Origin of the sequence: Lentzea kristufekii (genome assembly GCF_033949925.1) — a bacterium.
Classification (GTDB): Bacteria; Actinomycetota; Actinomycetes; order Mycobacteriales; family Pseudonocardiaceae; genus Lentzea; species Lentzea kristufekii.
Genome location: NZ_JAXAVV010000024.1, coordinates 129,740 through 149,151, shown reverse-complemented (window position 1 = coordinate 149,151; position 19,412 = coordinate 129,740). Strand labels below are relative to the sequence as shown.

The following is a 19,412-nucleotide window of genomic DNA, read 5'->3' as shown; positions in this document are numbered from 1 at the left end:
ACCAGATCGTGCGGCGCGAGTGAAGGACGCACGACCACAGCTTATCGGCGTACACGCGGCGATCCAGGTGCCTGGATCCACAGGTGAGCTGACGACATACGTCCCCCGCCGAATCGACAACGCGCTTCGAGCCGAGCTGACTGCCGGCATGGCGAGCGGATGTTTCCTGTTGCTGGTCGGCGGCTCGTCAGTGGGCAAGACGCGGACGTTGTATGAAGCCGTTCTCGCAGTGATGCCTGACTGGTGGTTGGTCCAGCCTGCAAACTCGGAAGAGATCGCCGCTGCCGCGCCGACCGTGCGAACGGTGCTGTGGCTGGACGAACTGCAGCGCTACCTCGGCGACGAGAGCGGGCTGACCGCAAGCTCGCTCAGGACGCTGATCCGTGCAGGAGTCGTCGTGGTCGGCACGCTGTGGCCAGACGAATACGAGACCAGGACCGCGCGGCGTCTCGACCACGGTACAGACACCCACGCCCGCGATCGCGAACTGCTCAAGATGGCTCATCGGATCGACGTAGCCGACGCCCTGAGCGCCACGGAAACCCAGGATGCCCATGCTGCGGCGGAACAGGACCCGCGGATTCGGGCCGCGTTGAACAGCTCCGACGGCGGCCTCGTCCAGGTGCTGGCCGCGGGTCCCGAGATGGTCAGGCGCTGGGAACAAACACCTGACCCATACAGCCACGCGATACTCACCTTCGCCATCGACGCCAGGAACCTCGGTGTGACTTCCATGCTCACCAAGGAAGTCATTGCGGCGGCCGTGCCGGGCTATCTCAGCCCAGCGCAACGTGCGACGGCTCCAGCTGATTGGCTGCAACGCGCGCTCGACTACGCCACGAAACCGGTGCACGGCGCGTCTGCCGCGCTAAGCCCTGTTCCCGGCGAGTGCATGGGACACACCGCCGGATACATGGTCGCCGACTTCTTGTTCCAGCACGCGCGGCAGGTTCGCCGAACGTCGCCGATCCCCACAACCTCGTGGGAGAGCCTTGTACAGCACGTGAATGACCTCGACGACATGTACCGCCTGGCGCACAGGGCCTACGAACGCGGCCTCTACGGTCACGCCGAAACGGCATACCAGCGAATCGTCGACGGCCGCCCGTGGTTCGCGACCGCGGCATGGCGCCTGAGCCAGATGTGGGACCGGCAAGGCCGCGTGGACGAAGCTGCCACTCTGTTGCGCTCTTTCAACGACTACGACGCAGATCAAGCACTGGCGCACATCTACAACGCGCACGGTCGTCCTGATGAGGCCATCCAGGTACTCACTCCATGGCTGGAAGACCAGGAGACAAAACGCTACGCCGCGTGGGTCATCGCGGACGTGCTTGCCGGACAAGGCCGCTACGAGGAAGCCGCGGAAGCGCTGCCAGATGGGTTCTTCGACTGCGACGAGGATCCCGATCGACTGTTCGGTTCTCTGCGAGCCAGCCTGCTTGCCAAACTGGGCCGCCTTGACGAACTCCGCCAGCGCGCCAAAGACGAGGACGACCTCGCCGGAGAGCAGGTCATCCAAATCCTTGTCGACCAAGGAAAACCCGAGGCGGCCATCGACTTCCTCCGCGAGCTCATCCTGTCGTCCCCATGGGGTGACACCTGGGCGATCGACAGACACGCCCAGCTCCTAGGCGCACACGGCCGCGCCGACGAGGTCCTGGACTGCGAGGCACCATGGGAGTTCAGTCCCTCCCTGGAAGTCGAGATCGAGCTCCATGCTGCCAACGGAGATTTCGATCAAGTCGACACTCTGGTCGACATCGAGAGGAAGCGCCCCGACTCGCTGTACAGCAGCCTGCCTCGACTACTCGCCTCTCTAGGGCAGTTCGACGAGCTGTACAGCAGGGCTCATGCAGGGGACAACCAGTCGGGAACCGCTCTGGCAGAGGCCCTTCGGCGCATGGAACATTCAGCCACCACTGTCGCCTTCCTGCGTGTGCACGGCAACGGGGTACTGCTCGAGCTCGCGGAATTGCTGGGCCGCCGCGGCTACGTCAGCGAGGGAGTCGCGGTTCTCACGCAGTACGCCGCAGCAGCTGCAGCACCGGACACTGTTGACGGCAACCCAAGCCTGACCGACTTCGTCGCGCGGCACGGTGGACTCGACAAACTCCGTATGCAGGCCGACGCTGGCGACAGCCAAGCAGATTCCAAACTCACAGGAATCTTGCTTGCACTGCGAGACGTCGACGGGCTTCGCGCCGAATCGCGCGCAGGAACAGCGCGGTCGTACCTTTGCATGCTCAAGGCCCTTGAGGCTCGAGGACTAAACGAGGAGTCCGACAGGTTGCGCCGCTTCGGATTTACCACAGACGGGTAATTGAGGCCGTGAATATGGCCGAGGTTAGCCTCGACGCGGAGCTTCCCCACTCATTTCGTGATGCTGACAACAAGAGCTGACACTGACACGGCAAGACTCAGCCACGACGCCAGCGGGTAAAAGTAGTCCTTGAGCACAATCCAACGACTATTGTTGCGCATCGGGTCGATAAATAGCGTATCCCGTTCAGCGAGCTTCCCGTCTGGACTCAACGACGTGCGACATGCGAGCGCGTGCTCCCTCTCGTAGTATGCACGCAAGCTTGGAATTAGGTCCGAGCGACCGGCCGCCACTAAGCCCGCCGCGTAGTACAGGAAGTCTACGTATGCAAGCAATGCCTTCTTGATCGACTGCGGATTTACGAGGTCACTTAGCTCCAGATCTATCAGCGGGTAGACGATCATAAGAGCGCGATCGGCAACCGTAGGCGGAGTTGCCCAATTTCGACGTTTCCCCTGCAGTGCCTTGAACAGCAACCGCGCGGCCCTGCCAGCCGCGTTCACACAGTAAATTAACCGGTACTCATCGTTACTAGACCTCCTCATGATCCGCTGCGAGAGCGCGATGGCGGCAAAGAAGGGAAGCTTCGAGGGCTGTCTCGTCACCAAGAACAACCAAGTGAATACCAGGAAGATCATGTAAGAAGTGACCAGCACAGGAGTCAGGAGTTCCTTGCTCGGATCTGAAAGTGCGGCGCGAATCATCCCCACACCAAATGGTACACCAACCACAACGGTGAGGAACGCAAGGACCCCCGCAACAGGAACCGCTCTCGACAAGAATAGACTGCGAAATCCCGCCGTAAGTCGGTGCCCTTCGAGTGCAAGCTCACACGCTCTAAGTCCGAGTGGGCGAGGCTCTCCGTCGAGATGCTCGATGCATCCGTGCATCTCGCCAGCGTCAAATTTGGAAGTATCCCTGCGCGCCGTTCTCTGGCTACGCCACCCGAAGCCCATGGCACGAGAGGCCAGTCACCGCCAGAGAGCCTGGCGTTGTGCTCCGATTTTGACTTAGCAACCAACCCTCGACCCCCACTTTTGTTCGCCCTGGAGCTTCTATCGATACTTCTCGGATGACCTAGCTGCCCCTGGTCGCCGCCCTGCTACGGCATGCCAATCTGCAGGTCTTCGCCAGGGTCATGCCACACGGTTCATCAGGCCATCTCGATGACGGACGGCATCGGACCGACTACTGCTCCGCCCAGACGTCGCCCGTCAACGGAGCACCGTTAGTTGGTCTCACGAAAAGAACCATGTGACGGGCACGAGTGATTGCGACTCGAATCAGTCGCCGATTGGCCTGCACCCGTTTGCTATCCCACGTAGTGTTCAACAACCGTGCACCGTGCTCGCCTTCGACGATGATCACCCCATCGAACTCTTTCCCCTTTGACTTGTGCATGCTCATCAAGCTCACGGGTGCAGGGTCCTGTTGGGACGCTTCTAGCGCTTCGTTGGCAAGTACACGCTGGACTGTGGCCGCGGCGTCGATGTAGGCGTGACTGCCGTTCCAGGCGTCTAGCAATGCCCATGCCAACGCGTCCGTAGCTTTGAAGAGGCGCAGCAGCCTAGCCTTATTGAAGAGTTCTGTAAGTTCCGCAGACCCCTGGAGCAAAGCGCGGGCTACTTGCCAGTCGAGCACAGGCGCGCCTTCGAAACCAACTCCGGCGTCGAACGAGGTGATGAGGGCCTTCGCCGTCTTGGAACGGACCGTCTTGCTGTCCACGAACGCCTCGATCGCTCGCTCGACCGTTTGAACCGTTGACCTCGCGCCCTCGACGCCGCCGCCAAGCTTTACACGGTAGAAGTCCGCGATCGCACTCAGCGTTCTCGGGATCGCTGCCTCTCGTTGCAGCCCAGGCCACTCCATGATCGAAGCAACGACGTAACCGGCCGCAGCAGCAAGTTCCGGGTCCCAGTTCAGCTCGTGGTCGACGCCGGGAAGAACGCTCTTGGCTGTCGAAGTCTCTGTGGAGATCGCTTCGGAGATCCTTCCGACGAGCGAGTTGGCTGGGGCAACTACAGCGATCGTCGGCGTCCGACCCAGCAACTTCTCCAGGTAAGTTCGAAGTGCGATAAGGAGCTGGTGGACAAGGACTTCACACGTGCCGGGCCATCGGTACACGTAGGTCTTCACGTTGTCGGGGACGGGCTGTGCCGCGTCGTTTCTCAGGATCGCGTTGGCGTAGTCGAGCAGGCCGCCACCTGGACTGCGGTGGTTGTCCTTCGAGAGGTCGAACGAACGAGGTTCCAGGTACTCGATGGCTTGCTGCACACGGGTTTCGTCGACACCTGGGATGTGATCGAAGATCCTCTGATCGGGATCTGCCAGGCAGACGATGTTGGAGTCCGCGCTGAGCGCTTGAACGGCTCGCCACTGGTCCGTGTTGGTGTCTTGGAACTCGTCGACGATGATCATGGGATACGTGTCGCTGTACAGCCTCCGCACTGCGGTGCACCCTTCGAGGAGGGTTGCGGCGGTCCCGGCGAGGCGGTCGAAGACATATCGGCCCTCCTCGCAGGCGAGACGGTGCGTTTCCTCGTTCCAGTCACCCACGAAGTCGGCCTTGAGCCGTCCCTCGCGGTCAGGAGTGATGAACGACGAGGGTTTGCCGGTCAGCAGACGTCCATGACTGCGCACTAGGTCGAGGAAGAACGCGTGGAAAGTCCTGATCTCCAGTCTGTCCCGTGCAGCGTGGTCAAGGAGGCCGCGCATGCGGTCAGAGATCTGCCGGACTGCGGCGCGCGAGAAGCTCAGGAACAGCACGTGTTGTTCGGGAGCGAGAGTCTCTACTGCCTCGCGGGCCTTCAACAGGGCAATGGTGGTCTTGCCACAGCCAGGACCACCCTCCACAAGAAGATGTCCTGTGGCGGCGAGTATGTCCTTGCGCGTGCCGTCAAGTTCCATCGGGCTCAGCGGCAATGTCCGGGCGCAGGTCGTCATCGATCTGCTGCAGGAACTCAGCCATCGACGCAGGCAGCTCAGCGATGCCCGAGCATTCGGCGAGCAGGAGGGGCGTGTAGCCCTCTGCACCCTTACGACCCTTCAAGATCGTGAAGACGTGGTCACGTACAGCCTCGTCGTCGGCCGCCTCCTCCAGGATTCCCCATTCCGGGACGTAGTCCGGGCGCGTGGTGATCTTGTTCGCGAAGCGTCGCAGTACCTCGACCGGGATCTCCGTCACGAGGAGTTTTTCCACGCCGGCGTGCTGAATGACCTCGTATTTGGTGAAGTCCGCAGCCTTGGCGGTCGCATCGGCGCTGAGTGGGGACGTCGGTGTGTCGTGTATGCCGTAGACCGGTTTGCCCATCGCGGCGAACACGGGCGCGAAGAGCGGCACCGAGGCATCGTTTCCGGCGTCGAAGATCGAGACGCCGGCTAGGTCAAGATGCTGGTAGTCAACGCTGCTGTCCTGGTCGAGTGCGTCCGCGATGATCGGGAAGGCCGCGGCCTCGGTCGCGCCCTCAACGACCAGAACGGCTCGCGCGAGCACAGCCTCGGCGAACTGGCGCCGATTGTCTCCGTATTTTTTACGCTTGAAATCGTCAGGCAAGGTCACGTTGGTGCTCGTCAGCGCGCCGGCCGCGTCTCGCGAGAGCACAACGATCTGTTCAGGGTCGAACTTCTCAATGACGTAAGGCGAGTGCGATGTGACGATCACCTGGCCCATCCGCTTGACGACAAAGTCGACCAGCCGTCGTTGGGCGTGCGGAGGCAACGCGATCTCGGGCTCCTCCATGGCGAAAATGACCGAGTCGTCGCCCTTCAGCTCCGCGATGTAGGTCAGCAGGGCGAATACCAGCAGGTTGAGCGAGCCGGTACTCAACCGGTTGAACGGGACGCCGTGAGCGCCGGGCTGGGTTGAGACGAAGAGCCGGAGCACCTCGCGCAGGTGTTCTCTGGTCAGCTCGGACACCTGAAGGTCGACGGCGTTAGGGTCGTCGGTCAGGTTGAGGAAACGATCGACGCGTTGGCGGACCTCGGTGCGAATCTTGGCAAAGCCCGAGTCTTCGCCGGCGATCGTCACGGCCTCGACGTCGCGAAGAGCCTTCTCCCAGAGCGATCCCTCAGTCCGCGACTCCAGTCGCACAATCGTGTCGATCAGTGACCCGCGTTGGAAGCTCAGCGCCCGGCTGCCTGTGCGGTTCGCGCGCAGGTACAGAAACCCGCACAGCCACTTGTCTTCCCGCGTGAACGGCTTCAAGCCCGCGCCCAGCTGCTGTGCCTCGTCAGTGAGGTCGTCCGTGACAACCTCCGGGTGAGCGAAGAACGTGCCTGCGACGAAATCGTCGTCTGCTGGATCGAAGCGGCCAAGGAAGACGACAGGCAGGCACCACTCCACGCCTTCCTCGTCTGCGACTTCGAGGGCATCTGGTGAGGTGTCGACGAAGTCGAGCGCAGCTGCCGACCAGCGGCGAAGCCGTCCCTTGAAACGCCGTTCAGCTTCGGGCGACAGTTCGGTAAGGATCACCTCGATCCGCACCTCAGGCAAGCGGCCCTCGACTTCCTGGTACTTAGCGGCGTGGAAGTCGTACTCGTCGATCACGGGGCGTCGGAAGAGGCGCTCCGGTCCCAGCACCAGGTCGAGCGCCTCACAGATGGTGGACTTGCCAACGCTGTTTCGACCGACGAGCAGCGCGTGGCCGTCCAGCAGGACCGTGCCGTTCTGGACACCGCGGAAGTTATGGAGGGTGAGGCGCCGGACCTTCATGTGGCCCGCACCTCCGGCATTAGGGGACTCGTCGCCAACAACACTGCTGAGGAGTTCTCGACCACGATCTGCATCCGAGGATGTTATGTCGCACCAGCTCGCTTGGCAGAGATCTGCACCTCGACCCGCGGTGCACCCGACCGGAGGTCGAGGACCGGCCTCGTGTTGATCCACGCCTCAGACGGTCTGTCCCGCAGGAGGATCCTGAACTGTAAGGGCCGGGTAGGACGAGTACCGGATCAGGCGGACAACTACAGGCCTCCGCTCGGCGGCGGCTCTCCGTGGATCCCACGCCCTCGGATGAAATGAACCCACCCGGTGGTGGCCGTGCAGACGCACCGCCGCCGTCGGCCCACGAGTTTCGAAACTCGAACGACCTGGAAACGAGTGTCCGAATCGAGCCCTGGACGGGTCATCTGGCGCAGGTCGCTCGTGCGGAGCCTGTTGCCCTGCCTTGCTTTCTGCATTGCCCGACCGTCGGCCCAGAGGGGCGGGTAGGCTAGGAGACGGCAGCCACGCTCTGCCTGACTCCAAGTTCGGTTAGACGCCCATGCCGTCACGTGCCGAGCGACCGAGGACAAGCCGTCTGTGACGCAGCGTGGAAGCCCCGTGATCATTTCTGACCCGCGGTGGCATGGGCTCCGCTGGAGCGAGAGAAATGATCAACAGCGACTCCAACTCCCGGCAACGCGAACGCACACGTGCGATCCGCGCGCGGATGCGCCTCACCGGCGAACCCTACGTGGTGGCGGCCCGGCACCACGACGCTGAGATGCGCCGAAAGGCCGCCGATCGCATGCCGGTAGTGCGGTGCCCCCAGTGTTCCGAAGGCACTGTGGAGGTAGACGTGACTCCGGCATGTCCGGTGTGCGGCGCGACTTGGGATTCCGGCGCGCAGCTCGCGGTCGAGTACGCGGCGGAGTTCCTCGGTCTGGACTGGCACAGCTCGATCAAGGACGGCGGCGCCCCTCCGACCCAAGATTGCCCGGACTGCGGCGAGCAGGCAGTCGTTACGGTCCGGTCGAAAGACACCACGTTCTGGACCAGGATGTGCCTGTCCTGCGCGACACCCTGGAACGAGTCGTGTATTCGCTGCGGCGCCCCGATTCAGCATCGCGAAGACGGGGACTCGTTGGCGTGCCACGAGTGTTGGCAGGACGCGATCGCAAGAGACTGACCGGCCGACGAGTCCGCGGGGTCGGTGGCATGTCTGCCGGCCCCGTACGGACGGCAGGTCGAGCGCGGGGGTGTGCACGTTGCGGCACGGCACCCGTGTTCGCACCGCCGGACGGGGTAGCGCATCAGGCCAAACGGCCACCGTAAACGCCCGCTGTGCCAGGAACCTGCGTCCGGCGGGCAACCAATACCTGGCACGCCCCGATGACGGTCTGCGGCCATCCCGAAGTCCCCTGGCAGATACCACCCAGACGGGCGACCAGTGCCTGGAGCAGAACCGTGACCCTATTCCACGATTTCCAGGGGCCTGCTCCAGTTTTGCTCCAGTTCGGTACACCACCGTCCACACTGGACAAACAACGAAGATCGCCCGCCGAACCTGTTTTCGCAGGTCAGCGGGCGATTCGCATACTGTGTTAAATTGTGGAGCTGAGGGGACTCGAACCCCTGACCCTCACACTGCCAGCCTGGTTCGTAGCGGTGCATCACCGGCGTTCATCAGCGGGCACCACCACTCCGCCCACCTGGGTGGTGCGCCACGCCGCGATATTGCGCCTTGCCCCAACGCCGCACACCGGTCAGCCCTCGCGCCACCTTCCGCGCTAGCCTCGCGCCGCCTACCTGACGCCCCACTTGGCCCGCATGTTGCGGGCCGCCACGCGGGCGCCGGACATCCGCATCTGCGCGAACTGCTCGCTCACCCCGTACGTCTGCGCGACCTGTGCGTTGGTCATGTCGTCGAAGGCGGCCTGGAGGGCGCTTTTCCACGGCACGAGCAGCTCGCCGGACACGAAGGTCGCCTGCTTTTCCTTGTCCTGATCAAACCGGCGACATCCCTTCTCGGTCAGCAGGACCTCGTCGAAGGGGTGCTCGAGCAGGAAGTGGCCGAGTTCGTGGGCGATGCTGGACCGCCGCCGGACGGGCGCGTGAGAGGCGTTCTCGATGATCAGCCGTCGCTGCCCGACCGGCACCAGGGCAGCCGACCAGGCGGACGTCCGCGTCGTGGTGAAGTGACGAACGGCGTGCTCGCAATCCAGCAGTTCGTCGATCGCGTAGACGGGGATCCCGTGGGCCTCCGCCAGCCGGTACGGATCCAGTGGCTGGTCCAAGGTCAGGCCGAGTTCAGCCCGCTCCTCGTCGGCCACCTCCCGCATTTTCGCCTGGGTCCAGCGGCAGGTCATGTGTCAGCCCTTCTTCGCGGCCCGTTCCGTGACAAACCTCCGCACCGCAGAGCTGATGAGGTCCTCGAGGTGCTCCACGTCTTCCTTCTTCAGATCACGTCGCGCCCGGAGCAGCGGCGCCAGCTCCGCGAGCAGCGGCGGCTCCTCGTCGATCCTCACAGGCCGGTCGTCCTCGTCCACCATGAACTTCTCGGCGGGCACTCCCAGCCACGTCACCATCGCGGCGAACGCGTTCACGTCGGGCTTCGCGTCCTCGTTCGCCAGCCGCGACATCGTCGAAGGGCTCACCCCGAGCTCCTTGGCCAGCTGCCGCCAGGACATGTCCTTGCTCTCTCTAGCGGCGTCCAACGCCGCATGTAGGCGAGCCACGTCGACCGTCATTCGTGCCATGCACACCCCTCACTGGTCCGTGTCGCATTTCTACCACTGCTCGACAAGTCGAGCACCTGTGGTACCGTTCGACTTGAGTGTTCGACATGTCGAACACTGGAAGCAAGTCGGGACACTCGTCTGGAGCATCCCGGCTTCTACGACGATCAGGAGGGGGACACCGATGCCCATCACCACCGAACACACGGACCGCGAGGCTCACGAGCGTCCGGTCAGGTTCCAGGTCACCGTCAACAAGCACGCGGTGACGCTCACCGAGCACCGGATGACCGGTCTCGAGATCAAGCAGGCGGCCAAGGACCAGGGAGCCGCGGTCGAAGTCGACTTCCAGCTCTCGGTAAAGCGGGGCCACCGCTACGAGGTCGTCGGCGACGACGACACGATCGCTGTCCACAAGGGGCAGGAGTTCATCGCCGTCGCTCCCGACGACAACTCGTGACGACCCTGACCCCGGCGGTCGCAGAGGCCGTCGCCGCCGTCCGCGCACACTTCGCCGACCACTCGGTCGAGGTCACCGCGGACGGCGCTGGCGGCGCGATCGTCGTTATCGACAACGTGGACTTCGGATCCAGGTACACGCCGCAGACCACCTGGCTCGGCTTCCAGATCGACGCCGCCTGCCCGCACAGCGACATCTACCCCTTCTACTGCGGCAGAGTCGCCCGCACTGACGGCGGGGCACATGGTGAAGGCGTCCAGACCATGGAATGGCGCGCCCGCCCCGCCCTGCAGCTGTCTCGCAGGTCGAACCGCCGCAACGGCCTCGACAACGCCGTCCTCAAGGCGGAGAGGGTGATCACATGGTTCGCGACCAGGTAAATCCACCAGCCGAGGGCTGGAGCCTGACACTCCCTCCGCGTCTCTGGGCCGAGCTCGCGCAGCACCTCTTCACCGACGGCGACGAGCATGGCGCTGTGATCCTCGCCGGCCTCGCCGACGGGCCTCGCGGGCCTCGCCTTCTCGGCCGGGAGCTTCTCGTCGCGCAGGACGACCACGACTACGTTCCCGGCACCTATGGGTATCGGGCGTTGCCGTCCGAGTTCGTCCGCGACGCGGCGGTGCGCGCCGCCGACGAGCAGCTCGCCTACCTCGCGGTGCACAACCACTACGGAACCACCAGCGTCGGGTTCTCTCGAGTCGATCTCGCCAGTCACGAACGCGGCTACCCCGCGTTGCGGCAGATCACGGGCCAGATCGTCGGCGCCGTCGTCTTCACCCCGCAGGCGGCCGCCGGAGACCTCTGGCTGCCCGGTGGCGAACGAGTGGAACTGGCTGAGGTCGTCATTCCGGACAACAACATCATCCGGCTGCGGCCACGTCCTGCCCCAGCCGCAGCCGCAGACCACGGCCACGACCGGCAGGCCCGGCTCTTCGGCGACCAGGGGCAGCAGACCCTTCGGCGGCTTCGTGTCGCTGTCGTGGGACTGGGTGGTGTCGGCAGCATGGTCGTCGAGTTCCTGGCCCGCCTGGGCGTCGGGCACCTGGTCCTCATCGAGAACGACAGGGCCGAGGAGGCCAACCTCCCCCGCCTCGTCGCGGCCAAGCAGTCGGACGTGGGCAAACCGAAGACCGAGCTGGCCGAACGCAACGCTCGCCGCGCGAACCCGGAAATCACGATCGACGTGATCCCGCAACGCGTCGAGCACCCGCAGGCGAGGCGAGCACTGGCCGGCTGCGACTGGATCTTCCTCGCCGCCGACACCGACTCGGCCCGGCACTGGGTCAACGAAGCTGTTCACCGCTACCTCATCCCGGCCACCCAGGCCGGCGTCAAGGTCCCTGTGAACGCCGACGGCACCATCGGCCAAATTCACGCGGTCACGCGCCTTCTCGTCCCAGGCAAGACGTGCCTGTGGTGCGACGGCCTGATCAACCCGACCAACCTGGCCATCGACATGCACAACGCCGAGGAACGCCGGCTCGCTCGCTACGTCGACGAGGTGCCCGCCCCCAGCGTGATCGCTCTCAACTCGCTGGCGGTCGCCGAGGCCGTCAACCACTTCATGCTCGCGGTCACCGCGCTGCACGAGAACAGCACCGACACCGCGGCCTCGCTCCACCGGCCGAGGAGCCGCGAACGTGACCTCGTCGAGTCACGTCAAGATCCGACGTGTCCGGCTTGCGGCCCTGGCGGTCCACTCGGACGCGGAGACCACTGATCACGCCGACGACGGCCCCGGCCTGCCGGGTAGGACCTGCACGTCAGTACCAGATCCCAACCGACGGCTCGCGCAGCAAGCTAGGCGCCGCAGCGGGCTGGCACGGTTTGGCGCGCGCCTGCACGTGCAGATTTCCGCGCCCGTCAGTCCCCCATGCCACCAGCATGGCCACGACGACGGTGATGGTGAGCAGCCGGCCGGTAGTGGCCGCAACCGGAAGTTCGTCACCGAACCCAGCTCCAGGCGTCCACACAGGATTCAAAATCGCGGACGTCGGAGAAGAACGCGATGACATCGAATCTCTCGAGCGCTGTCCGCACGGCGGTCTTTCCTCGGGCGCCACAAGTCACCGGGCACTTCAGCTGGCCCCTACTTCGAACACATCCTGCGCGGCGTGCGCACCGAGATCCCCAACTACTTCAGGGACTAGCACATCCCGGCGCATCAGGTGCCAGCGTGCATCATCGATGAGATCACCAGACAGAGCCGCTTGGATAACGCCGCTGCACACCACGATCACGGTCAGGAAGAACACCCGAACGGAGGACAAGATTCGCTTTAGCCAACGCGACCCCATTTCGCCCTGGGCAAACCGATTCTCCCAAAATCCTCCCAAACACCACGTTACCGGCCAGTACAGACCACTGTGGACAGTCGTGTCAAGATCGAAAAGAGCGCACGAAAAAGCCCGCTGACCTGGGCTTTCACCCAGAATCAGCGGGCTGATTTAGACCGTCGGGACGACAGGATTTGAACCTGCGACCCCTTGACCCCCAGTCAAGTGCGCTACCAAACTGCGCCACGTCCCGGCCACACTCCCGGTTCCCCGGCGTGCATGGGAAATCCTACAACACCGCGGACAGAGATCAAAAACGGCCCCCACAACAGGCCGCGAGCTGCGGAAATACGGCGGGGACCCGAAGTTCGGGTCCCCGCGTCCCTCGGTCCGACCGATCCCCCGATCCTCGACCGACACCAGAACTATGCGGTGGCGGCGTCTCGGGCGCCACCTCCGAAAGTCGAGTCTTGTCCGTCAACCTTCGATTTACCGGAGGGTAGGACGGCGCTGACGCTGAAGCCGCCGTCTGCCCGGTACGAGGTGGTCAGGGTGCCGCCTGCCAGGCGTACTCGTTCGGAGAGGCCGTGCAGGCCCGCGCCTCCTCCGTCGGCCAGGGACGGTAGGTCGCCTGGGCCGTTCACGACTGTTACTCGGACTGGGGAGGCTCGGTCCACGGTCACCGTCACCGTGGCTCCTGGGGCGTGTTTCGTCACGTTGGTGAGGGACTCTTGGACTACGCGGAAGAGGGCTCTGGAGACTGCTGGGGAGAGGGCGGTGTCACCTGTTTCCGACAGCGTGACGGAGACGCCTGCTACTCGGGCCCGGTCGATCAGTTCCTGCAGGGACGGGTAGGTCGTGTCGGAGTTCAGGAGGCCTAGGGCTGCTCGCATCTCGGACAGCGATTCCTTTGCCAGCGCTCGTAGACGTAGTGCTGTCTCGCGTACTGCTGGGTCTGGTGCGGTTGCCGCCAGGGCCGCTGACTCCACTGCTATGAGGGTGGCGTGGTGGCCTACTGCGTCGTGGATTTCGCGGGCTATCCGGGCTCGTTCCGCGGCTCGGGCCGACGTTTCCTGGGCCTCTAGTTCTGCCGCTCTTGCTCTTCGGGTTTCGTAGAGGGACTGGGTCAGTTCCTTGCGGGTGGTCAGGAGGGCGCCCAGTGCCGTGGGGGCTGCTGCCAGGCCGAAGGCGAAGGCGGTGGCCAGGAGCAGGGGGCCGAGCGGGATCGTCTCTGTCAGCAGGACCGGGATGATCGAGGCGGCCGTCATCAGGAGTACCCAGAAGATCTGGACGTGGATCGACTTCTCCATGCGGCCCAGGCGGAACTGGGCCACCAGGGCGGGGGCCCAGCCCAGGCCGCCGGCTATCGCGGGGACGCACAGGAGGGACGCCAGCCACGGCCAGCGCAGGCGGAGAGGGAGGAGCAGGGACGCGGCTACGGCGGTCCAGAGGGACCAGGTGAACGGGCGGTCCTGGGTCAGGAGGACGACGCCTGTGGTGATGCCTACGGTGAGGGTTTCGCTCAGGACCGGTTTCACCACACACCGACCTGGTGGGCGACCAGAGCCGCCTGCACCCGGTTCTCCACGCCCAGTTTGGTCAGGACGGTGGAGACGTAGCTCTTCACCGTCGCTTCGGAGAGGCAGAGTTCCTCTGCGATGGAGTGGTTCGAGCGGCCGGCGGCGACCAGTTCCAGGACCTGGCGTTCGCGGGCGGACAACGAGTCCAGCTGCCGGTTCGCGCGGAAGCCCCGCAGGCGAGGAAGCAAACGGGCGGTGATGCGAGGGTCCAGGACGGCGCCGCCTGCTGCCAGGTCGACGACTGCTCGGACCAGGGCTTCGGGTTCGGCGTCCTTCAGCAGGAAGCCCTGGGCGCCGAGGTCCAGGGCTGTCGCCACGTAGTCGTCCAGGTCGAACGTGGTCAGCACCGCGATCGCCGGTGGGGTGGCCCAGGTTCGCAGGCGGCGGACCGCCTCCAGGCCGTCCACGCCCGGCATCTGGACGTCGACCAGCACCACGTCCGGTAAGTGGGCTAGGACTTCCTCCACCAGTTCGGCGCCGTCGGCCGCTTCGCCGACGACCTCCACTCGTCCGTCTGCTTCGAGGAGGACTTTGAGGCCCCGCCGCAGCAGGGCCTCGTCGTCGGCTAGCACCACGCGTACGGCCACCAACCCAACCAACCGCACCCCATGACAAAGGGCAACCAGATCGGCCGGGTCGTCACCCGGAGAAACTACTTCTTGGAGGAGCCGGCCTTCTTCTTCTCGCGCACGCGCACGGAGATGCGGACTGGGCTGCCCTGGAAGCCGAACTCCTCACGCAGCCTGCGCTCGATGAACCGGCGGTACGAGGCCTCGATGAAGCCGGTCGTGAACAGCACGAACGTCGGCGGGCGGGTCGAGGCCTGGGTCGCGAACAGGACCTTGGGCTGCTTGCCGCTACGCACGGGCGGCGGGGTGGCGGAGATCAGCTCGGTCAGCCACTGGTTCAGGCGGCCGGTCGGGACGCGGGTGTCCCACGAGTTCAGCGCGGTGCGCAGGGCGGGGGCGAGCTTGTGCACGGCGCGGCCGGTCAGGGCCGAGATGTTGACCTTGTCCGCCCACGGCACGCGCACAAGTCCGCGCTCGAGTTCGCGCACCATCTCGTTGCGGCGGTCCTCGTCGACCAGGTCCCACTTGTTGAACGCCAGCACGCACGCGCGGCCGGACTCGACCACCATCGTCAGCACCCGGAGGTCCTGCTCGGCCAGCGGCTCGTGCGCGTCCAGCAGCACGACCGCGACCTCGGCGGTCTCGATCGCGGACTTGGTGCGCAGCGACGCGTAGTACTCGGCGCCGCCGGAGAACTTCACGCGCTTGCGCAGGCCGGCGGTGTCCACGAAACGCCAGATCTCGCCGTCGAGCTCCACCAGCGAGTCGACCGGGTCGACGGTGGTGCCCGCGACGGAGTCGACGACCGAGCGGTCCTCGCCCGTCAGGCGGTTCAGCAGCGACGACTTGCCGACGTTCGGCTTGCCGACCAGCGCCACGCGACGGGGACCGCCGTGGCGGCCGCCGAAGTCGTCGCGCGGGCTCTCGGGGAGCCTGTCGAGGATCACGTCGAGCAGGTCACCGGAGCCGCGGCCGTGCAGACCGGAGACCGGGTACGGCTCGCCCAGACCGAGCGACCACAGCGACGCGATGTCGGCGGTCAGCCGGTCGTCGTCGACCTTGGACGCGCAGAGGATCACGGGCTTGTTGGACCGGCGCAGGACCTTCGCGACGGCCTCCTCGGTGGACGTGGCGCCCACCGACCCGTCCACGACCAGCAGGATCACGTCGGCGGTCGCCATCGCGAGCTCGGCCTGCGCGGCCACGGAGGCCTGCAGCCCGACCGCGTCCGGCTCCCAGCCGCCCGTGTCGACCACGGTGAACTTGCGGCCGTTCCACAGCGCGTCGTACGCCACGCGGTCGCGCGTCACGCCGGGCACGTCCTGCACCACGGCCTCTCGTCGGCCGATGATGCGGTTGACCAGCGTGGACTTGCCCACGTTCGGCCGTCCCACCACCGCGAGCACCGGCTGCGGCGGCGCGGCTTCCTCGCCGCCAGAGCCGTCGAGGTCGTCGAACGCTGACCAGTCGGCCTCGTCCTCCCAGGTGCCGTCCAGGTCCGTCATCGTCTTCCCTCACTCTTGCGAAGTCCATCTAGTTCGGCGACCAGTGTCGCCAGGCGGTCGCGCACCTGCTCGGTGGCAACGCCCAGGGCCGCCCGGCCCTTCCCCTCGGGAAGGTGGAACGGCTCACCGATGAGCACGTCGACCTCGGGCCGCCAGCCCTTGGCCTGGTACGTCCCGCGGCAGGCGATCGGCAGCACCATCGCGGCGGACGTCTTCGCCAGCCACGCGGCGCCGTTCTGCGCGCTCGCCACGGCTCCCTCGCCGCGCGTTCCCTCGGGGAAGACCCCGATCACGCCACCGGCTTTGAGCACGGACAACGCGCTGGTCAGCGCAGTGCGGTCGGCCTCTCCCCGCTTGACGGGGATCTGCCCGATCTTGGCCAGGAGGTAGCCGACGACGCCCTTGAACATCTCCTGCTTGATCAGGAACGTCACGCGCCGGGGCAGCACCCCGAACAGGATCGGCCCGTCGGCCATCGAGCTGTGGTTCGCGACGACGACCACGCCGCCGCTCAAGGGTACGCGGTCGCGCCTGTGCACCCGAATCCGGAACTGCCAGGCGTAAGGCACGCGCCCGATCCAGCGGCCGAGATCGAACAGCCAAGGCACCGTCCCCTCGGGAACGCTCACCCGGTCACCCGCAGTCCACGGCGGTCCACGAGGTCCAGCAAGGCCTGCACGGTGCCCACGAGGTCGAGGTCGGTGTTGTCGAGCTCCACCGCGTCGTCGGCCGCCTTCAACGGCGACACCGCGCGCGACGAGTCGTACTTGTCGCGGCGCTGCACGTCCGCGAGCGCGGCGTCCACAGTGGACTGGCGCCCGGCTGCGTTGTCCTGCTTGGTCCTGCGCGCGGCTCGCGCGTCCGCCGACGCCGTCAGGTAGACCTTCAACGGGGCGTCGGGCGACACGACGGTGCCGATGTCACGGCCCTCGACGACGATTCCGCCCACGTGGTCGACGGCGTCCGCGATGATCGCCCGCTGCTGGGCGACCAGCAGCTCGCGCACGTGCCGGGTCGCGGAGACGGGGGACACGGCCAGCGACACCTCGGGCCCGCGGATCTCGGCCGACACGTCGTCGCCGTCGAGCGTGATGCCCGGCCTGCGCGGGTCGGTGCCGACCACGAGCACCGCGTTGTCCACGACCGCCGCGACCTTGACCTCGTCCGCCGGGTCGACGCCCGCGCGCAGCACCGCCAGCGCGATCGCCCGGTACATCGAGCCGGTGTCGAGGTAGCGCGCGTCGAGCGCCGTCGCGAGGCGCTTGGCCACGGTGGACTTGCCGGTGCCGGCCGGTCCGTCGAGAGCGACCACACCGCGCAACTGACCCTGGCCCACAGCAGCTCCCTCCGAGACACCCACTGCCACATTGTGCCTGGTGCGGACGCTCACACCGCAGGCGGGACAGTCCACGACGGTTCCAGCGCGACAACCTCGCCGACGACGCGCCGGAGATCACCCGCCACCAGCGCGGGATCACCCTCGAACAGCCGGACGTCGATGTCGGCGTAGCTGCCCTGCTGCGCGGCGGCGAGGGCGTCGTGCGGACCGGCGAGGAACGCCGCGTGATCGGCCGCCGAGCGCCAGAACGCCACGACGTGCGCGATCCCCGGTTCGCCCCACCCGCCGCGCTGACCCAGGAACCCCGGCACGTCCGCCAGCGCGCCCCAGCCCCGCTGCCCCCGGTCGAACGCGGCCGGATCGGTCACCCGGCAGCGCACCCACTTGATCAGCACCCCGCGACGGTATCGATCGGTGGAATCAGCAACAGGCGCGAGCCCTCCCGGTCGATCTGGTGTGCGCATCGTCGAACCCATGGAGGACTCAGTGACCACCGCTGAACAGCGCGCCGAAGTCGAGGCGTTGCTGCGCCGCACGCTCGCCGCCCACAAGTCGATGTTCCTCGCCACGGCCGGCTCGGACGGCTCGTGGGTGAGCGGCGTCTACTTCGCCGAGAACGGGCTGCACACGCTCGAGCTCGTGCTGGAGGAGCGCGGCCGGACGCTCAGGGCGATCAAGGAGAACCCCGAGGTGGCGCTGGTCGTGTCGACCGGGTCGCCGATGGAGCCGTTCCTGCAGGCGCGGGGCACGGCCGAGGTGGTCGAGGGGGCCGAGGACGAGGCCGTGCGGCAGCGGCTCGTGGCGAAGGTGCCCGAGGTCGAGCCGTTCCTCGCCACGCCCATCCGCGCGTTGAGGATCTCCGTGCCGACGTGGCGCATCACGGACATCGTCAACGGGTGGCTGCCCGGCAGGGACTTCAGCGCCTGAGGTCGTCGGAGCCCCGCTCGTCCGGGCGGGGCTCCGCCAGCTGCTGGAACTCCTCCTCGGAGATCGGCAACGGAGTGCCGTGGAGCGCATTGCCGACCCACTGCCAGCCGTCCGGTGTCCACCGCTCGTACTTGTCCAGCTTTCTGGCTGGGAATAGGACGTTGCCGAAGTCGTAGACGTCGTCCTCCCGCGGAAGAACGCTTGGTAGTAGTGGAGCCGGCCGCGGAACTTGGCCGACCTGGCCGTGAGTGCGCTGACGTACCGGTCGATGCCGAAGATGTGCTCGCTGGTCTCCTCGACCACCCAGTGCGGCTGCACCCGCCCGAGCACGTCGGTGGGTCGCCAGCCGAGATCGTCCACGGCTTCGTCGCCCGATCCGGTGTGACGGACGATCTCCCGTTGACTGCTGGAGTCGAGCTGGACGTCGAAGTACCTGACCTCGGCGGTTTCCCTGAGCCGGCTGATCCGCCGGACCTCCTCGCGGCCGACCGCCAGGACGTGCGCGTGCCATGGCTCCTGCCCCGGCACCCACTCGCCCTCGTGCAGGAACGTCTCCCACTTCCCGTCGCCGTCGGTGGAGCACCGGATCAGAGAGTGCGCTCGGTCGAGGGCCACGAAGTCCCTCAGGCCGTCGAACACGGCGAAGTACTGGTGACCGTCCACCGGCTCGGCTCGCCGCCGGGCCGTGAGGAGGACGATGATCGCCGCCAGCTCGTCACGCTCGCTCGGCAGCAGTGGCAACGCGAAATGTCGTAGGAGTCGCGGTCACCTGCTCGCGACAGGCCGTCGCTCCTCGTCCACACGCCGTGGCCGTCGTACTTCTGCTCGTCGTGAACACCGATGCTGCGATAAAGGCCTTCGGCGTTGGCGACATCGGACATGCCGTGCCCGTCTTCGAACAACGCGTAGTAGCGGTACTCGGCCAGATAGGGCTGGAACACGTCACCCCCCAGTGATCACCCGATGTGAGCGGGCAGAACCGGCGTTCGGGACGCA

19 protein-coding genes and 1 tRNA gene are annotated in these 19,412 nt (G+C 65.9%); 6 read left to right on the top strand and 14 right to left on the bottom strand.

The genetic code is table 11. From position 1 onward, the window contains the following. Nucleotides 1-2,323 (top strand): tetratricopeptide repeat protein (locus SK571_RS36825; RefSeq protein ID WP_319988732.1); only part of this gene is annotated, 2,323 nt, incomplete at its 5' end. 50 nt (nucleotides 2,324-2,373) lie between these two features. Here SK571_RS36825 and SK571_RS36820 read toward each other — a convergent pair. From SK571_RS36820 to SK571_RS36810, 3 genes are all read right to left on the bottom strand, one after another. Continuing rightward, complete coding sequence (locus tag SK571_RS36820) at nucleotides 2,374-3,027, bottom strand: hypothetical protein (protein ID WP_319988731.1); 654 nt, start codon at nucleotides 3,025-3,027, stop codon at nucleotides 2,374-2,376. 484 nt (nucleotides 3,028-3,511) lie between these two features. Beyond that, nucleotides 3,512-5,230: an ATP-dependent helicase gene (locus tag SK571_RS36815; protein WP_319988730.1), complete on the bottom strand. Its 1,719-nt coding sequence runs from the start codon at nucleotides 5,228-5,230 to the stop codon at nucleotides 3,512-3,514. After that, nucleotides 5,220-7,034, bottom strand: coding sequence for an ATP-dependent nuclease (locus SK571_RS36810; RefSeq protein WP_319988729.1), 1,815 nt, complete (start codon nucleotides 7,032-7,034; stop codon nucleotides 5,220-5,222). The genes SK571_RS36815 and SK571_RS36810 overlap by 11 nt, the downstream gene beginning before the upstream one ends. A 658-nt stretch (nucleotides 7,035-7,692) precedes the next feature. Here SK571_RS36810 and SK571_RS36805 point away from each other — a divergent pair. After that, nucleotides 7,693-8,211: a hypothetical protein gene (locus SK571_RS36805; RefSeq protein ID WP_319988728.1), complete on the top strand. Its 519-nt coding sequence runs from the start codon at nucleotides 7,693-7,695 to the stop codon at nucleotides 8,209-8,211. A 616-nt stretch (nucleotides 8,212-8,827) separates the two neighbouring features. Here SK571_RS36805 and SK571_RS36800 read toward each other — a convergent pair. Next, nucleotides 8,828-9,391 (bottom strand): ImmA/IrrE family metallo-endopeptidase, encoded by a 564-nt coding sequence (locus SK571_RS36800; RefSeq protein ID WP_319988727.1) that lies wholly within the window; start codon nucleotides 9,389-9,391, stop codon nucleotides 8,828-8,830. Nucleotides 9,392-9,394: 3 nt separating this feature from the next. Continuing rightward, complete coding sequence (locus SK571_RS36795) at nucleotides 9,395-9,772, bottom strand: helix-turn-helix domain-containing protein (RefSeq protein WP_319988726.1); 378 nt, start codon at nucleotides 9,770-9,772, stop codon at nucleotides 9,395-9,397. A 172-nt stretch (nucleotides 9,773-9,944) separates the two neighbouring features. Between SK571_RS36795 and SK571_RS36790 the strand changes: the two genes are divergently transcribed. The 3 genes from SK571_RS36790 to SK571_RS36780 are packed head-to-tail and all read left to right on the top strand — an operon-like array spanning nucleotide 9,945 to nucleotide 11,940. Continuing rightward, on the top strand, nucleotides 9,945-10,220 hold the full coding sequence (locus SK571_RS36790) for a multiubiquitin domain-containing protein (protein WP_319988725.1): 276 nt from the start codon (nucleotides 9,945-9,947) through the stop codon (nucleotides 10,218-10,220). Next, complete coding sequence (locus SK571_RS36785; protein ID WP_319988724.1) at nucleotides 10,217-10,600, top strand: hypothetical protein; 384 nt, start codon at nucleotides 10,217-10,219, stop codon at nucleotides 10,598-10,600. Before SK571_RS36790 ends, SK571_RS36785 begins: the two co-directional genes overlap by 4 nt. Beyond that, a complete protein-coding gene (locus SK571_RS36780) occupies nucleotides 10,582-11,940 on the top strand; it encodes a ThiF family adenylyltransferase (RefSeq protein WP_319988723.1) in 1,359 nt (452 codons plus the stop codon). Before SK571_RS36785 ends, SK571_RS36780 begins: the two co-directional genes overlap by 19 nt. 358 nt (nucleotides 11,941-12,298) lie before the next feature. Here SK571_RS36780 and SK571_RS36775 read toward each other — a convergent pair whose 3' ends face one another. The 8 genes from SK571_RS36775 to SK571_RS36740 form a co-directional block, all read right to left on the bottom strand. Beyond that, on the bottom strand, nucleotides 12,299-12,475 hold the full coding sequence (locus SK571_RS36775) for a hypothetical protein (protein WP_319988722.1): 177 nt from the start codon (nucleotides 12,473-12,475) through the stop codon (nucleotides 12,299-12,301). Between the two features lie 200 nt (nucleotides 12,476-12,675). Continuing rightward, nucleotides 12,676-12,749 (bottom strand) — tRNA-Pro (locus tag SK571_RS36770). Between the two features lie 172 nt (nucleotides 12,750-12,921). Next, nucleotides 12,922-13,806 carry a sensor histidine kinase gene (locus tag SK571_RS36765; protein WP_319988721.1) on the bottom strand — a complete coding sequence of 295 codons (885 nt, stop codon included), beginning with the start codon at nucleotides 13,804-13,806 and terminating at the stop codon, nucleotides 12,922-12,924. A gap of 224 nt (nucleotides 13,807-14,030) precedes the next feature. Further along, complete coding sequence (locus SK571_RS36760; protein WP_319988720.1) at nucleotides 14,031-14,663, bottom strand: response regulator transcription factor; 633 nt, start codon at nucleotides 14,661-14,663, stop codon at nucleotides 14,031-14,033. A 65-nt stretch (nucleotides 14,664-14,728) separates the two neighbouring features. Next, nucleotides 14,729-16,150 (bottom strand): ribosome biogenesis GTPase Der, encoded by a 1,422-nt coding sequence (gene der / locus SK571_RS36755; RefSeq protein WP_319988719.1) that lies wholly within the window; start codon nucleotides 16,148-16,150, stop codon nucleotides 14,729-14,731. Next, nucleotides 16,147-16,779 carry a lysophospholipid acyltransferase family protein gene (locus SK571_RS36750; protein WP_319988718.1) on the bottom strand — a complete coding sequence of 211 codons (633 nt, stop codon included), beginning with the start codon at nucleotides 16,777-16,779 and terminating at the stop codon, nucleotides 16,147-16,149. Before SK571_RS36750 ends, der begins: the two co-directional genes overlap by 4 nt. After that, entirely contained in the window at nucleotides 16,776-17,462 is a 687-nt protein-coding gene (gene cmk, locus SK571_RS36745; protein ID WP_319988733.1) for a (d)CMP kinase, read from the bottom strand. The genes SK571_RS36750 and cmk overlap by 4 nt, the downstream gene beginning before the upstream one ends. Before the next feature lie 74 nt (nucleotides 17,463-17,536). Next, on the bottom strand, nucleotides 17,537-17,884 hold the full coding sequence (locus SK571_RS36740; protein WP_319988717.1) for a DUF4937 domain-containing protein: 348 nt from the start codon (nucleotides 17,882-17,884) through the stop codon (nucleotides 17,537-17,539). A 79-nt stretch (nucleotides 17,885-17,963) separates the two neighbouring features. Here SK571_RS36740 and SK571_RS36735 point away from each other — a divergent pair, with 79 nt between their 5' ends. Continuing rightward, on the top strand, nucleotides 17,964-18,416 hold the full coding sequence (locus tag SK571_RS36735; protein WP_319988716.1) for a pyridoxamine 5'-phosphate oxidase family protein: 453 nt from the start codon (nucleotides 17,964-17,966) through the stop codon (nucleotides 18,414-18,416). 623 nt (nucleotides 18,417-19,039) lie between these two features. Here the strand turns inward: SK571_RS36735 and SK571_RS36730 are convergent. Then, nucleotides 19,040-19,357: a hypothetical protein gene (locus SK571_RS36730; protein WP_319988715.1), complete on the bottom strand. Its 318-nt coding sequence runs from the start codon at nucleotides 19,355-19,357 to the stop codon at nucleotides 19,040-19,042. Between the last annotated feature and the right edge of the window lie 55 nt (nucleotides 19,358-19,412).